The organism is Schleiferilactobacillus perolens DSM 12744 (assembly GCF_001435585.1).
Taxonomy (GTDB): Bacteria; Bacillota; Bacilli; order Lactobacillales; family Lactobacillaceae; genus Schleiferilactobacillus; species Schleiferilactobacillus perolens.
Genome location: NZ_AZEC01000006.1, coordinates 60,216 through 74,602 on the forward strand (window position 1 = coordinate 60,216; position 14,387 = coordinate 74,602).

Below are 14,387 nucleotides of genomic sequence, written 5' to 3' on the forward strand. Positions count from 1 at the left end.
CGCGGAACTTGAAACAAGCATAAGAAAATTACTTGAATGAATTTCAAGAAATTTAATGCTGAGTGCGTGGGGAAATGATATTACCTAATCCAACTTTACAACCACGTGGTTTGTGAAATGTCCATTAGCGTCATTTCTCAAGCACATTTAATGCCAAATGTAGAAATAGATTTCGCTTACACCTTAATAGTACTAAGTAATCAAAAAAAATCCAGTAACACGACCATTTCGTTTGGTGATGACTCGAGAGCATGCGTGGTGAGACCGTGTTTTCACTATTTGGCCAATCAACGTGGAATTAGGTTTTCGTATTCGTCCATCAACTGATCCTGTTCCACGAACTTTTTTGTAAATGGATAATATTCAATTCCCGTTGATAGATAGAATGTTGGACAGAAGCTTGCGGGTGCGTTGGGCATCCTTTTTGCCATATAGCGATACCCAGCGCGCCACCGTCTTGGGGTCTTGCAGGGCAGTGACAGTTTCGATTGGCGTCTGTTGGAGCAAAGTGTAGAAATGATCAGCCATCTGAATACCGCGGCTGTCGAGGTCACCAATGTAGGTGAACTGGACGCCGCGTTTTTCTAATTGTTGCAATAATTGCACATAGGCTGGATTAAAATCATTGCCCGATTGCACAATCAGCGGCCAGTCGGGGTGGTGCTGGTGCAGCAAGGCGAAGATACCGTTGTTTTCGATGACCACGGCTTTGCTAGTGGACAATGGAAAGTCCAGCATGGCGCTGATTTACCAGGGATTCAATGTGATTGCTTGGGGCAGGTCGGTTTGGAAAACATTAGCGCTGGTAAATGCCATGCCGATGAATTTAGCTGTTAATTCGTTGAATTGATCGGCCGCAAAGCAATTGGTGAGCACCCAGCGGTAATAATCAAACAGCGCCAGGTTTTCTTTGGCGTCATTCAAGCCATGGGCTGTGAATCCCAAGGCAACCGCCTGTTGGGCGCGGGGCGGCAGTGTCTTCCCCGCTGCAATCTGGTCAAAGAGCACATCCAACGTATTGGCTTCAATTGGCACCGACCGGTGGCGGCTGTGTATGCGTGTTGGTATCGGCTCATTGGGCGGACCCCTTTTGCCAAATCAATGCCGGTTCAACTCGGTTCAGATGAAATTGACCATCGTCTTGCTGCTTAGGGGCGAGCACCGTATACGCAATGTTATCTACGTCGTCGGCCAGGACTTTATTTTGCGCACCGGTGGGCATGGTGGCGATAAAGCAGAAACCGAACCGAGCAATTGTATTGACAAAGGATTTGGCCGTTTCTGGATCCAGTTTGTCCGCAAATTCGGCGAACATGACCAGATAAGGGGAATCGGTCTCTTTAGCCTGCCGTAATACCATTTTGGGCACCAAGAGCAATGGTGTCATCCACAATTAAGTGACTCAAACTTTCCTTGGCCGCAGCGATGGTCTTGGCTACCATTGTTTCATCGAAATGCGGATCTAGCATTACTTGTTCTATTTGAATTTGCTGTTGTTTATCTTTTTTCTTGTCTGCCAAAACGGCTTGCCGGTTTTTGGGTCAAGTTTATTGCTGTTCCCACCACTGAGCCCCTGCCACCTCCGATTGCTCCGCATTGACACTACATTCAGCAGGGTTGAAATTTTTATTCCAGCTCACCGATCATTCGGGAAAGTGTGACAAGAGATGTCACTAATGAATTATTTGATTAATATAGGCATGCTTTATCCTGTCATAACGGGCGTAAACGATCTGGGTGGTTGGTGTGGCTTGTTGCCCCATGAATACACTGACCCGATGTCTGCCACGGGGAATGATTCGCGCAGACTGGCCATCCACTCGGAACTTTGCCAAATCAATTAAGCTCACATACTGCGTTGTCCGATCCATGACATACCATCTTACCCAGTTAATTTCTGCATCTTTTTGACTAGTGGCCATAAATGTAATTGTTGACCCGCGTCGTTCAATTTTGGTCAAGGTCATGCGGGGCAAGTGAATCTCAGCAGTTGGCTGGCGGTCAATGATTTGTAAACCATCATATCGTTCAACTTGTTGGCGGTGGGTTAATCCATAACCGGCAATGATGAGGAAAATTAAGACGATACCGATCAGTGCCGCCCAAACAAAATTACGCGTGAGTTTCTGCATCCGTTTCCCCATCCTCTTCTTGTGCCAGGCGGCCCTCATTCAAATACACGATGCGATCCGTGACAGATTGTAAAAATCGTTCATCATGGCTGGTCATTAAGAGAGTTCGTCCCTGCTTGTGCAAAGTTTTAATGAGATCTTGCAGATCCAGTTGTCCCTTTTTATCCAACGCATTGGTCGGTTCGTCAAAGATTAAAATAGGCTCGTCGTTAACCAAGGCCATGGCCACGCTTAACCGTTGCCGCATCCCCAGAGAATAGTCTTTCACCAAACGCTTATCCGTTGGGTCGAGTCCAACTAATTGCAACAAGGCGGATTGGTCGGTGGATGAATTAGCCGCCGCCGCAACCAGTGCCAGATTTTGTTTGCCGGTATAAAAATCTAATTGGCCTTCAACACCAAAGGAAAAGCCGATGTGCGGGGCAAATAGAATGTCCTGGCGAATCTTTTGGCCATTGACGATTACTGTCCCAGTGTCTGGGCGCACAAATCCGAGAATTGTCTTGAGCAAAACAGTTTTGCCGGAACCGTTTGGCCCGCTGATGCCCAATGTTTCGCCAGTATTCACGGTGAAGTTGATATCGGTTAATACGTGGTGCTTTTTCAATTGCTTCGACACATGGGTGACACGAATTAATGGGGACATATTTCGCTCCTTATTGGTCACTGAAAGAATCAGCCTAAATAATCCATTTTGGTTAGTCGATAGCGCACTCCCCACCAACATAATCCACCGAAGATAAGTGTTTCAGCAAGATTGGAAAGCAAGACCTGTAAATTAACCACCGGTGAGTTGATCAGGGCAGAGAGTTCAGCTGGGCCCAGCTGCCAGGTCATGGAGGAAAAGAAGAATAGATTGACAGCACTGAGGACGATGCCCCAAAGCAATATGGGCGACGGCCCGCGGGTGGTGTTGCGGATACCCAGTAGCAGGAAAGAAAAGAGGGTATTCCAACACAATACAAGAAGCCAAACGGCGAGTGCAAAGACATTATTCTGGAGAATAAGGGCTTGCCCCCTTTGCCATGAGTACCAGCAGGCTAAGACGATCGCCGGCAATTGGGCCACCATGAGAACAATGGTAAATCGAAGGGTTTGTCTCCATAATAGACGGATAAACTGACGAGTGGAGTTGAGGTGATAGACAGTGATTTGTAAAACCTTAGGATGCCAAACCAGTAATGTTAACCAAATCGCAGGAAGCCAAAGATAGCAAAGGGAAAATGGTGTTAAGGTGCCCCGAATGAACAGCAAAAGGTAATCGGCAGAATCTGCGCTGCGGATTCTGAGGGCTGTGCTTGCGAGAAAGGCACTGGTCGTTAAAATAAAACCCGCCAATCGCCATCTGCGCAATCTAGAGTTCTGTCTGATGTTTACTGGCAAAAAGAATCCCTCCAATCGCACAGACCAATGTGATTCCGTAAGTGACGAATACTGACCAAAGTGTGGGCAGATAAGCGGGACTAAGCGGACTCAACACAAAGACGGGGGAAGAAATAAATTGTGGGAAAATACTAGTTCCAATGGTGAGGGCCAAGACCATAACGAAGGGACTAATTAAAGCAACCACACGGCGCCGGGTGGCCACACCGAGAGCACTGCCCAATAATGCAAATAGTCCGCCAAATGCACCAATAAAAATGATGTACGTTACAATCAGGCGTGCCGGTTGGGTATAATACCACTGACTCCAATAGGTGACTGTCGAAGCGACGGCCTCGTTATAATTGGTGACGAGGTTGGGTGTGATATTAGGGAAAAGGAGGTACGCAAAGACTGCATCAACGGTCAAAGGTATTGCTGCAATGCAAAAGCCGCTAATGAAAGAAACAGTCAGATGGCGGATAAGATATCGGCGGCGAGAAGACTTTGCCAGATACATCCAAGCGCCGCTGCGGATGTCTTCCGTGATCGTGGTGGCTGGGCTCAGCATGACCGCAATGGAGAGAAGGAAAGTAAAGGCAGTGAGGTAGGAATTTTGAAGATCAAAGCCAATCCATTCTGTGACTGCGATATGGTCGACCCGGATACCGTCCAAGTACGGTACATCGGGCAGCATGCCCAAAGTGACGTGCAGTAACACTACCACCAGCATGAGTAATAAACCAACACTGTAACGGGGAGCGCGGATACGGAGAAATATGGCGCGCATTGTTTTCGCCTGGCTTCCTGGAATAACGTTCTAGACAGGTTAAGTGTAAACAAGCGGCTGAGAAACGTGGCTTAAGTTTTCCTAATTTCTGCAAAATGCAGGGGTGATGATACGTATTCAGGATTCGTACAGCCGAGAAAAGTGCTCCGCCAAGGTAATTGGTCCCACCATCACCGTAGCAGACCATGGCCGCACGGTAGCCAGCCACTCAGCAATTTGATCATCGGTCTGGTCAGTGAGCGGCAACGCCACTAGACCATTGGGGAAAACAAGGGCGTGGCGAGTCTGGGCAAATTGCTGCTGGGTGGTCGTCGGATTGGCCAAAGTATACTTCAGATATTGCGGCTGCTCCGCATGCATATCCACATCCAGCACAAATTTGCCCCCTTTCATGAACAATGCCCTGTCTGTATATTCCTGCAAGTTCGTCAACAGATGCGAGACGATCACGATTAACTTGCCGTCCGTGCGTAACTGTTCAATGATGGCCGAAATCAATGCCACATTGATCGGGTCCAGTCCGTTCATCACTTCATCCAGCAACATGATGGGGGCATCAGACGCCAGCACCATGGCGAAGCACAGCCGCTGTTTCATGCCCAATGAATAGGTCCGGACGGGTTGGTCAATATAGTCAGTCATGTGCAGCTGGGCACTGATGGATGCTGGCGTGGTCCGCTGATTGTGCCATAACTTGGCATAGAGTTGCAGATGGGTCGTACCGCTAAGCTCGGCAAAGAGGTCGCTCTGTTCGGGAAAGGCGCAAAGCCGGGTGTGAATCTGCTGTGTCGTTTTTTGATTGGTGTACCGCAGATTGTCCACCACCACATCGCCGCTGTCAGGATGAACAGTATTCAAAATGGCATGCAGCAAGGTCGATTTACCGGTGCCATTGGGCGCAATGATGCCCACAATAGCACCAGGATTGATCTTTAATGATAAATCGTCCAGCACATGGCCCTTCTGGGGAAAAGAAACAGTCACATGATTAATTTCGAGCATCGATACAACCTCCTAATGGACTAAGGCAAAATGACGGCGGTGGGTGACCAGCAAGACGATCAGTTCCACGAGCAGCACAGCGCCACCGATCAGTAACAGGCCGCGGTTAAAAGTGATTTGATCTGTTTGGTAGAGATATTTTTGATAACCGCTTAATATCTTGCCCACATCGAAATATGTCAGTAATGTCCACGTTGTCCAATTCTTAATGGCACCGACGCCGCTTTCTAGGTACAACGCCTGGGAAAAGATCGCGCCACCCGCTAAGAGTAGTGGAATGTACTCGTTGCGAAAAAGAATTGACAGCAACAACGTTAGACGCGTGAATAACCAAATAAGCAAGGCCAACAACACCAGCCATTTGGCTAAATACAGGCCCAACGGCGTGGTGGAAAAATAGGCCGTTCTGCCCGGCGGTAAATGAAATAAGGTGGTGGGGATGCCCAAACTGCCAAAGCCGTACCGAAAAACTGTGGTCAATATCAAAATGAGGATGAAACCACCGGTGATCCCCATGGTGGCTAACCACGCCAACCCGGTTTTGGCCGTTAACGCGCGCCAAGGAGTTAAGGGCAGTCCTTGAACGACCGTGCGATGGCGGCGGTCGTTGGTGACCAGATCATTGGCCAAGAACACTGCGCCTAAAAGTAAGAATAGCGTCAAACCACCACTAATTGTCCGTTGCAAAGTTTGCAACGAAGTCCGTTCCTCCAACACATTACCGGTGACAGTACCCCCGCGATAGCGGCTCACGGCCAGGTACCGGGCGGCAATTTCCTGACTGCCATAGTGACCATCATACAGCGCAAAGGGATTATCATCCGCGTAATAGGGCATGGGATAGAAATAAAACTGGATCGAAGCCATCGGATCAATCCGTTCATCCACGTATAGCACTTGCTTCCGGGCTACCGCGGCATAGGCCCGGTAATCCTTCTGATCCAATGCGGCCAGTTCAGCCGTGGCCTGCTTAACGAGGATTGGATAATCCTGGACCGCACTGCTGGTGCTGAAAGGAGATAGTTCCGAACGACGGCGATCTCGAGTCGCTTTGATTGTCACCGGATCGATGGGCCAGGTGGGCTGGTAACTGGGCACGGAATAAAAACAGTAGGCCAGTGTGGCAATGAGCACCACTAGGGTGACCGCTTGGTTTTTGCGATTATGCCAAAAACGCAGCCATTGGACGTGAAAATACATCATCGTCATCGCTGGGCCCGCCTTTCATTTTGACCAAAGAGGTAGAGGAGAATCGCACTCCACCCCAGTAGCAACGCGACCGGACCAATTAGACCGGTGAGCGCCAAAGGGGTTTGGGTGGTCGCGGCTCCCGTGAAGAGAGCCCCGAGGTTGAGGATGCCTGTGGGAATAAACCAGAGCCAGTGGGATGCGGTCGGGAATAACATACCCACACACCACAGTGCTGCGCCAGCAAATAAAGTGACGTAGAGATTGTGAGTCAGACTGTTAAGCAGCAGCGCCAAACACACGGTGAAAAACGTCAGAACAGCTGCCAACGTAAGATACAGAATTAAGGCCAGCCAAAAAGGGACGGTGGTTAACTGGCCGGCCGTGGTGACCACTGGATAAGTCCAATCGCCAAAGCCAAACGCGACACCGGCGGTCATTCCGGCGGTCATGAAGGCGCCGATGATTAGCAGCAAGCTCATGCTAGTGCCCGCCGTGAGCTTGGCCAACGCTTGCTGCAGCGGCGTGACCGGGATATTGGCCATCACAGAGAGGTGCGTCTGTTTATCCAGCCAGATGTCACTGGTCAGTAAAAGAATAACCAGAAAGAACCAGGGACCAAGCACCTGCATGATCAAGATGAGATAGCTGATGGCGGTGTTGATTTGAAATTGAATTTGATGGTTAGAGTGGACCAGACCTTTTGCCAACGTTAAATTCTGCCGGACGGTAAATTCATCTGGAATGTTCAAATCAGCCGTACCAGTATAGCCTAACCGGTAACCAGCCAATTGAATACGGGCCACATCCAGATTACCCTCTGCCAGCATACTGCGGTCTCCCAGTAACATCCCCGCCTGGGCTTCTGCGTAGGCTTGTTTTTGCGCAAGCAGGTTGTGATAGACTGCTAACTTACGCTTTTGCCCAGTGGCGTATTGATCATACCGATTCACATTGGCATTCAGTGATAACTGAACCCCGGTCACTTGCCGCAATTGGTCGCCGATTCCCTGATACCGGGCAATATAGAGGAAACCAGCGGTGAAGAGCAGGAGAAATAGGGCGACAGCAATGTTTTTCTTATTGCGCCAAAAGGCGGTGAAAGCAAAGTGCTGTAAAGCAGCCATACGCTGGCTCCTTTCTGTTGACTGAGGAAATAATGGCAATAAATAAAGCACCATCACAGTGCCCTCATAGTACCCCGACTAAGATGATGAGGCAAGGTGAAAAAGTGAGCGATAGAAAAGCTGATAAGTAAGTGTGACTAGACCAACATGATGAAGACCGATGGATACAGTGCCAATGCGGAGAAATCGGAGGCGGCAGGGGGCTCAGCTGTGGCACGTCGGTTGTGTTCCAGCCACGGTCAATTAGTCAAACCAATTTTGGCAATCACTTAACATAAGTGCTAAATGGTGGTACATTATAGGTGGAGCGAGGGAGAAGGAGTTGAGAGATCAGCGCCTTCAACCAGCGTTCTAAATTCAGAACTAAAGGAAGTTTTCTGTTATGGCTACTGATATGATGACTCGTCGCAACAATGCGTTAATGAACGATACGTTCTTTGAAAACTTAGCGCGTCGGTTCTTCAATCCAGTCGTTGGCGATTGGGAAGAGCCAAGCATCAGCTCAACAGCCGTTAACGGACTGCTAACTGACGTGAAGGAAACTAAGAACGCTTATATCACTCGGGTGGACATCCCAGGTGTCGACAAGAATGATATTAAGCTCAACTATCACGACAATGTTTTGAGCATTAATGTTTCCAAGAATGATGTAGAGGATCACGCCGACAAGGACGGCAATGTCCTTATGTCTGAGCGTTCCAGCGGCACCATGAGCCGGAGCTATCAACTCCCTAACGTCGATGTGAAGAACATTAAGGCCAACTTCGACAAAGGCGTACTCACAATCACTTTGCCTAAGCTGACTGAATCTAAGGAGCTTGGTCGCCACATTGAGATTCAATAACTTGGATCGCCATATGTCGTTTGCCGGAATTGCCCATTGGATGAATCGGTGAACTTGCCACTGACGGCTATCCGCTGTGGCGGGCAGAACCCGTGGTATATATTGTAAATCGTCCGAAGCAGATCACCGGTTGATTGCGTGTACAATTGACAGCGGCATAGATAGGACAGTTTATGAAGCACACAAAAAATCGACATCGTTAACTGTAAAAAGCTAACGGTGCCGATTTTTTGGTACGTGCAATTGCTTAATGTAGAACTTCTGAGAGGGAGTATGGGCCGTTGACGATGTCGTACGCTTGACGGATCGTTGCCGGATCGGCAATCGCAGCATTAATGAATTCTGCCACATCACCGCGGGTAATGGACCGCTGATTAGTAGTGGGCGTTTGATACAGACCGGTCTCTGGGTCATCGGTCAATATGCCCGGACGGATAATCGTATAGTCCAGAGCAGAGCGTTTTAACTCCCGATCTGCATAGAACTTAGCAGCCATGTAGGGACGAATGGCATTTCCCCAAGTCTCTCGGTGATTGCTGGCGCCAGAGCTGACCATTACATATCGGCGTACACCAGCCATCTTTGCGGCTTCCATGGATTTCACGGCACCATCCAAGTCAATTAGAATCGTTTGGTCGTAGCCGCGGCCGCCAGCACCGGCACTGAAGACAATCGCATCCACGGATTGCATGGCGGCGGCCATCTTTTCCACGGGTCCTAATAAATCAAAGATGATGGGTGTCGCACCCAATTTTTCAATTGCTGCATTTTGATCCGTATTATGCACTCCGCCAATGACGGTGTGACCGGCAGCGACTAACTTAGGAATCAACAATTGGGCCACTTTACCATGTGCACCAATAACTAATACTTTCATTAATTGTTCCTCCTTTAGGCTTGAATAAATGGTGTTGAAAAATGCAAGGTGTTTCCCGGTACGATATTATCCACCGTCCACGTCATCGCGTCTTTGCGGCGGCCCGTCAGCAGCCATACCGTCAATAGGACGAGCGTCAGTTCTACGATAGTACCCCACAAGTATTGGTTAAAGGTCGGTGTACTGGATAGCGTCGTGCCGCTGGCCATAATGGCTAGGATATCCAGCCCGGCGTGGAACGCCACCGGTACGATGAATGAGCCAGTGTACAAGTACAATGCCGCGATGAGCCAGCCGGTAATGATCGCAAATTGGACTTGATCCAATGTCGCCAGCAAAGGTTGGACCGATGCATTGTCCAGATGCCAGACACCGAATAGGAAGCCGCATAAAAAGACACTGCCGCCAATTTGCCAGCGGGAATCGTGCAGTCCGTGGAGTAACAACGCCAAAACGATGTAGCGATAGAGCCACTCCTCCGCAATTCCGGCCCGTAACCCTTCGGCGATGGAAGTAAAATTGACTGCTTTCAGTTGGAACTGCCACACCACTAATCCCTTGAACGAATCGCCGCCGCCAAACGAATTTTGACCGATGAAATAGAGTATTACCACGGCGGCAATCGTCAATACCCACCATTGTGCCTGGGGGTTAAACCGCCAACTGGGGCCGCGATAACCCCATTGATACATGGCGATGGCGCCCACCAGGACCAACAGTAACGCCCCATAAAGACCGGTATCCAGCAGTTGCCGCCAAACTGCTGGATAGACAGCTTTGCTCAGATGATCAGTAATGCCGGTAGACGCACCCACCACACCGTCAAAGCTGACGATGGCCACAATTCCCCGCGTCCATAAACTGCGCAGCGGTGCAAGAAGCACCATGGCGCAGGGAATATGCAGGACGGCGCCAAGGGCTAACAGGCCCGCTAACACAATGGTGGCCACGAGGCTGTTGCGCAGATCGAGCCAACGCAATACGACATTGGTCATATTGGCGATCAAAAATGGCACGGTATAAATTTGGAGAAGAAAGTTAGCTGCATAAAGCCAACGTAAAATAATGTTGTGGGGTGTAGTCCGCGTCGCCACATATAGCAATAGGCTTTCGATCAATGCCACCGCAAGACCGGCCGCTACCCCCAGCAGCCGGTCTTTACCGCCCAGCGCCGCCAGACTCAGCCAGGTGAACAGGCCGCCCTGGAGGACAAACCACCACCGCCAAAACGGGGTAATCGGATTCGCGGAATGGTTGGTGGTGATTACTGGTTGAACGGTCATAGGGAGACTTCCTTTCTCGGATACGGACAGAGTATGTGATTCAATTATTCCATAAATGAGGAAATCATTAAAGGCGAATGCACAAAAAAGGGGTGGAACAAAATCCTGAACCCTGATGTATATAGTGCCAATGCGTAGCAATCGGAGGCTGAATGGGCTCAGCTGTGGAAACCACACCGCGCGCTCTTTGCGCGGATGTGGTTAGGCGTGTTTGAGACCGCGGGTTTTGCGGGCTCAAACCGCCGTCACAGCTAGCTTCGCCTGCGGCTACGCACTAGCTGCGCGTCGCCACCCATTTCAGCCGGAGATTGTGAAGCTTTGGCACGGCGCATCAGGAGTGATTTTGTCCCACCCCTCACAATTACGGATTAAACGTAATCGATCCCGCCATCGACAATAATGGTTTGACCAGTGATGTAACCCGCTTTGTCACTAGCTAAGAAGGATACCAAGCCAGCCACATCTTCGGGCTGTTCACCGCGGCCCAAGGCGATCCCGTCAATGAACTTCTGCCGGGATGCGCCGATTGGCACACCGTGGATTTCACTCATTCGTTTATCGATGAGATCCCACATTGGGGTGAGTACGATCCCAGGAGCATACGCATTGACTGTGATATGATCCTTGGCCAATTCCTGGGCGGCGGCCTGGGTCAATCCCCGAATGGCGAACTTCGTGGCGGAATACGGGCCGAGCAGTTCGATTCCTTTATGACTGGCGATGGAACCGGCGTTGATGATCGTGCCGCCGCCTTGAGCCCGCATGACCGGCGCCACCGCTTTAATACCGAAGAAAATGCTGTTCACGTTGATTCGGAAGATCTTTTCGAAGTCTTCCTTGCTGGTTTCTTCAATGAGCCCAACTTGGGCAATACCGGCATTGTTGACCAAGACATCGATGGTTTCGAAATGATCTTTAGCCGTGGCAATCAAATGCTGAAAGGCTTCTTCATCCGACACATCGGCGACCACCGGGATGCTGTCCACATTCAAGTTCTTGATTTCTGCAGCCGTGGTGGCCGCAGTTTTTTCGTTCAAATCAGCGACCACAATGTTGAAGCCGTCCTTAGCGAGTTGTAAGGCGATACCGCGCCCGATACCTTGACCGGCGCCAGTGACAATTGCTGTTTTTGTCATGGTTGTTCCTCCAATTGTTGGATTGAGAAGATAACCGGGCAAAGCTTTCAGAAACATGACCGGTGCTTCTCGCTTTTATGGGTCATATCATAGCATGGATCAAGCAAAAGTGAAAGCGATAACAACTGCGTCGTGATGCTGTTAAACTGGTCTAGCTTTTGACACGGAATGTTTGCGGCGCTTTCTGATAAATGACCGCCGTCCCGATGGCGACATAGAGCAAAGTGATGACACCAATGGCGATGGCATAACCGTAACCGGATAAATTGGCCCGCATCACCCCGAAGGAGACCCAGTACATGGCCCCGTAGATGGTCTTGTAGACAGGACTCGTCACGTTCATATCGTCTGTGAATGGTTGCAGCAAATAATAGAGGAACAATTCATGGAAGGAAAAGAATAGGGTTAAGCCGACTAGTTCCAAGGCTAATACAAGATAGAAAGTGGAATTGGGCGGGTAAGGCGCCACCAAGTAAAGTCCAAGAAATAGGACGAAAATCAGCGCACTGATGCCGCTATTTAAGAGGGCAGTCCGGCCAAAACGATAGAAGAACCCCTTCAAGATAGCTTGCCGCTGGCGGTAGAACGGGTAATATAACATGGCGGAATCACAGTTGACGAAGAGCATCTGGACAATGGGCCGGCCGAAAGAAGCCAGAAACATGACGAAGAAAAGAAGGCCGTATACGCTGGTGATCCCATCATTGGTGAAGTTCTTGGTCGTGCCGAATATTTTGATGACCAATAACCCGGCGATTCCCACCGCAGCAATCATACCTGCACGGATGGCAAACTTGCGCATCAGTTGTTTTTGGTAGCGGGCAAAGAGCAGGGTATTGAGATAGTTGTTGCCGGTCGTCTTGGTTTTCACCATTTCGCCAGTGGTATTGACCGTCAGTTTTTGCTGCATGGTGGTGCCCTCATCCAGGTATTGATTGCTCTTGGCCTTGGTTAAGACGGCCTGGGCGCCCAGCTGGGTCATGATGGCTTCTGTTAATAAAGCAGGGGTGTCTTTAAATTGCCACCAGGTGTAGAGAAATGCCGCATTGAGCACCCAGACGATCGCCGCACCGATCGGCGAAAAGACAATGTGGGCCAAGGTGATCAGACGGCCGGTGAAGAAAAAGAGAACCGGAATGACCACCATCACTAACCAATACAATATCGCACTGGGCCAGGCTCGATTCTGATGGTGCCAAGTAAATCGGGGCAAAAATTCACCCCATAACAGGGTCAGCGCACTGATTCCCAGTCCAGTGATGGCGAGCCAGGGGTTGCGGGACAAGATGGCAAAAAGAGTCAACGGAATCAACGCCCCGGTCACCCAAGAGCTGATGGTGCCGCCGATGGCAAATTCGGAAACGACATCCTGGCGGCCGATGCCGAACTGATCCGCCAAGTCGAGGTCTTCTTTTTCAATACTCAAATCCGTCAGCACGAACCCCCGCAACAGCGCCAAGGCCGTCGCCCAGGTCAGGGTCGCAAACATCGCCGCCACGAACAGGCCGGCGTGTTTGGGGTTAGTCTGAAGAATATTGGAAAAGTAAAGATCACTGCCCAGGAAGCCAATCAGAAAGACCAATAGGGAGAAACCAATGGCCATGGCCAACCGAGCGATGGCGATGATGACCGCCCCGGCGAGTTTCAGCCCAGGAAGCTGAAAGACCCGCGGCGAGATTTTTTTACCGATCCACGGTAAATGGCGCAGAAACCAGAAGAAGCCATTCAATCGGCTCGTGGTTTTGACCCGGTGTTTGAACCAGTAGAGCTGAATCAGTCTACGCATCAGCGGTCACCTCGTCTGTTAAACGGGCAATCACTTCATCTTCAAACGCTTGGGAGTGAATGTCCAATCCGGTGAGTTCCTCCAATCCGTGATTATGCAGCAGCACCACGGCATCACAAATATCTTGGGCCAGCTGCATAATATGGGTGGAAAAAACCACCACGGAATCCGTCTTCATTTGCACGATCATTTGCTGCATCTCGTGGGCGGCCACGACATCCACGGTGGTCAAAGGCTCATCCAGTAAGAGAACTGGCGGCTTGAGCATGAGGGAGACTACCATTTGTAATTTGTTACGCATGCCTTCTGAATAATCCCGTAACAACTTATTGCCGTCGGCCTCGGATAAACCAGCCATGTCTAGGAAATCCCGGGGGTTTTGGGAGGTATGGATTGCGGCCAGGCGGCGGCTGTTAATTTCCACAAAGAATTTCACAAATTCGGCACCGGTCATAAATGCGGGCAGGTGAGGTTGGGTGTATACCATTCCGACATCGATATCTGGATAACTACTTTGCAAGCCACGGCCATCATCGGCATCAATGCGTATTTCGCCGTGATCCAGAGGGATGTTGCGGGCAATCATATTAAATAGGGTGGACTTGCCAGAACCGTTACGGCCAAGCAAGCCATAAATCTTCCCTTGATCAAACGTGTAACTGGCTTGATTAAAGATGACCTGCTTATCAAACGCCTTGTCCAACTGACTAATTTGGAGTTGTTTCATGAGGGACCTCCTTGTTTGGGTGGTACTGAGGATAAATTTCACATATTTGCAATTATCGTACCATACCACTTAATCAGTTGGGGAAAATAACGACTCATTTTTATGCTGCGGCCATCTCTTTACAACCGGCACT

16 protein-coding genes and 1 pseudogene are annotated in these 14,387 nt (G+C 49.9%); 1 reads left to right on the forward strand and 16 read right to left on the reverse strand.

From position 1 onward, the window contains the following. Positions 1 to 363 precede the first annotated feature (363 nt). The 11 genes and pseudogenes from FD09_RS17085 to FD09_RS08475 form a co-directional block, all read right to left on the reverse strand. Complete coding sequence (locus tag FD09_RS17085) at positions 364 to 738, reverse strand: DUF2399 domain-containing protein (RefSeq protein ID WP_420806851.1); 375 nt, start codon at positions 736 to 738, stop codon at positions 364 to 366. A gap of 9 nt (positions 739 to 747) precedes the next feature. Continuing rightward, on the reverse strand, positions 748 to 1,035 hold the full coding sequence (locus tag FD09_RS17090) for a hypothetical protein (protein WP_420806852.1): 288 nt from the start codon (positions 1,033 to 1,035) through the stop codon (positions 748 to 750). Positions 1,036 to 1,072: 37 nt separating this feature from the next. After that, positions 1,073 to 1,381, reverse strand: a pseudogene (locus FD09_RS08435) (hypothetical protein); the annotation flags it as partial. Next, entirely contained in the window at positions 1,341 to 1,520 is a 180-nt protein-coding gene (locus FD09_RS08440; protein ID WP_057820332.1) for a hypothetical protein, read from the reverse strand. The gene FD09_RS08440 and the pseudogene FD09_RS08435, both read right to left, overlap by 41 nt. A gap of 153 nt (positions 1,521 to 1,673) precedes the next feature. Next, a complete protein-coding gene (locus FD09_RS08445) occupies positions 1,674 to 2,132 on the reverse strand; it encodes a hypothetical protein (RefSeq protein WP_057820334.1) in 459 nt (152 codons plus the stop codon). After that, complete coding sequence (locus FD09_RS08450) at positions 2,113 to 2,778, reverse strand: ABC transporter ATP-binding protein (RefSeq protein ID WP_057820336.1); 666 nt, start codon at positions 2,776 to 2,778, stop codon at positions 2,113 to 2,115. Before FD09_RS08450 ends, FD09_RS08445 begins: the two co-directional genes overlap by 20 nt. Before the next feature lie 29 nt (positions 2,779 to 2,807). Continuing rightward, positions 2,808 to 3,515, reverse strand: coding sequence for a hypothetical protein (locus FD09_RS08455; RefSeq protein WP_057820338.1), 708 nt, complete (start codon positions 3,513 to 3,515; stop codon positions 2,808 to 2,810). Then, positions 3,487 to 4,227, reverse strand: a complete 741-nt coding sequence (locus FD09_RS08460; protein ID WP_157053733.1) for a hypothetical protein — start codon at positions 4,225 to 4,227, stop codon at positions 3,487 to 3,489. Before FD09_RS08460 ends, FD09_RS08455 begins: the two co-directional genes overlap by 29 nt. Positions 4,228 to 4,401: 174 nt before the next feature. Further along, on the reverse strand, positions 4,402 to 5,286 hold the full coding sequence (locus FD09_RS08465; protein ID WP_057820342.1) for an ABC transporter ATP-binding protein: 885 nt from the start codon (positions 5,284 to 5,286) through the stop codon (positions 4,402 to 4,404). Between the two features lie 12 nt (positions 5,287 to 5,298). Then, positions 5,299 to 6,495, reverse strand: coding sequence for a hypothetical protein (locus FD09_RS08470; protein WP_057820344.1), 1,197 nt, complete (start codon positions 6,493 to 6,495; stop codon positions 5,299 to 5,301). Then, positions 6,492 to 7,601 (reverse strand): hypothetical protein, encoded by a 1,110-nt coding sequence (locus FD09_RS08475; RefSeq protein WP_057820345.1) that lies wholly within the window; start codon positions 7,599 to 7,601, stop codon positions 6,492 to 6,494. The genes FD09_RS08470 and FD09_RS08475 overlap by 4 nt, the downstream gene beginning before the upstream one ends. A 382-nt stretch (positions 7,602 to 7,983) precedes the next feature. On the opposite strand from FD09_RS08475, the gene FD09_RS08480 reads away from it, so the two are divergent. Then, positions 7,984 to 8,445, forward strand: a complete 462-nt coding sequence (locus tag FD09_RS08480; protein ID WP_057820347.1) for an Hsp20/alpha crystallin family protein — start codon at positions 7,984 to 7,986, stop codon at positions 8,443 to 8,445. Positions 8,446 to 8,692: 247 nt separating this feature from the next. On the opposite strand, the gene FD09_RS08485 is transcribed toward FD09_RS08480, so the two are convergent. The 5 genes from FD09_RS08485 to FD09_RS08505 all read right to left on the reverse strand — a co-directional run bounded on the left by FD09_RS08485 (position 8,693) and on the right by FD09_RS08505 (position 14,254). Continuing rightward, a complete protein-coding gene (locus tag FD09_RS08485) occupies positions 8,693 to 9,322 on the reverse strand; it encodes an SDR family oxidoreductase (protein ID WP_057820355.1) in 630 nt (209 codons plus the stop codon). A gap of 14 nt (positions 9,323 to 9,336) precedes the next feature. Then, a complete protein-coding gene (locus FD09_RS08490; protein WP_057820360.1) occupies positions 9,337 to 10,605 on the reverse strand; it encodes a CPBP family intramembrane glutamic endopeptidase in 1,269 nt (422 codons plus the stop codon). Between the two features lie 368 nt (positions 10,606 to 10,973). Then, complete coding sequence (locus FD09_RS08495) at positions 10,974 to 11,741, reverse strand: acetoin reductase (protein WP_057820362.1); 768 nt, start codon at positions 11,739 to 11,741, stop codon at positions 10,974 to 10,976. A 151-nt stretch (positions 11,742 to 11,892) separates the two neighbouring features. Next, on the reverse strand, positions 11,893 to 13,527 hold the full coding sequence (locus tag FD09_RS08500) for a hypothetical protein (RefSeq protein ID WP_057820364.1): 1,635 nt from the start codon (positions 13,525 to 13,527) through the stop codon (positions 11,893 to 11,895). Next, the gene (locus FD09_RS08505; RefSeq protein WP_057820366.1) at positions 13,520 to 14,254 is read right to left on the reverse strand and encodes an ABC transporter ATP-binding protein; all 735 of its coding nucleotides are present in this window, start codon (positions 14,252 to 14,254) and stop codon (positions 13,520 to 13,522) included. The genes FD09_RS08500 and FD09_RS08505 overlap by 8 nt, the downstream gene beginning before the upstream one ends. Positions 14,255 to 14,387: the final 133 nt, after the last annotated feature.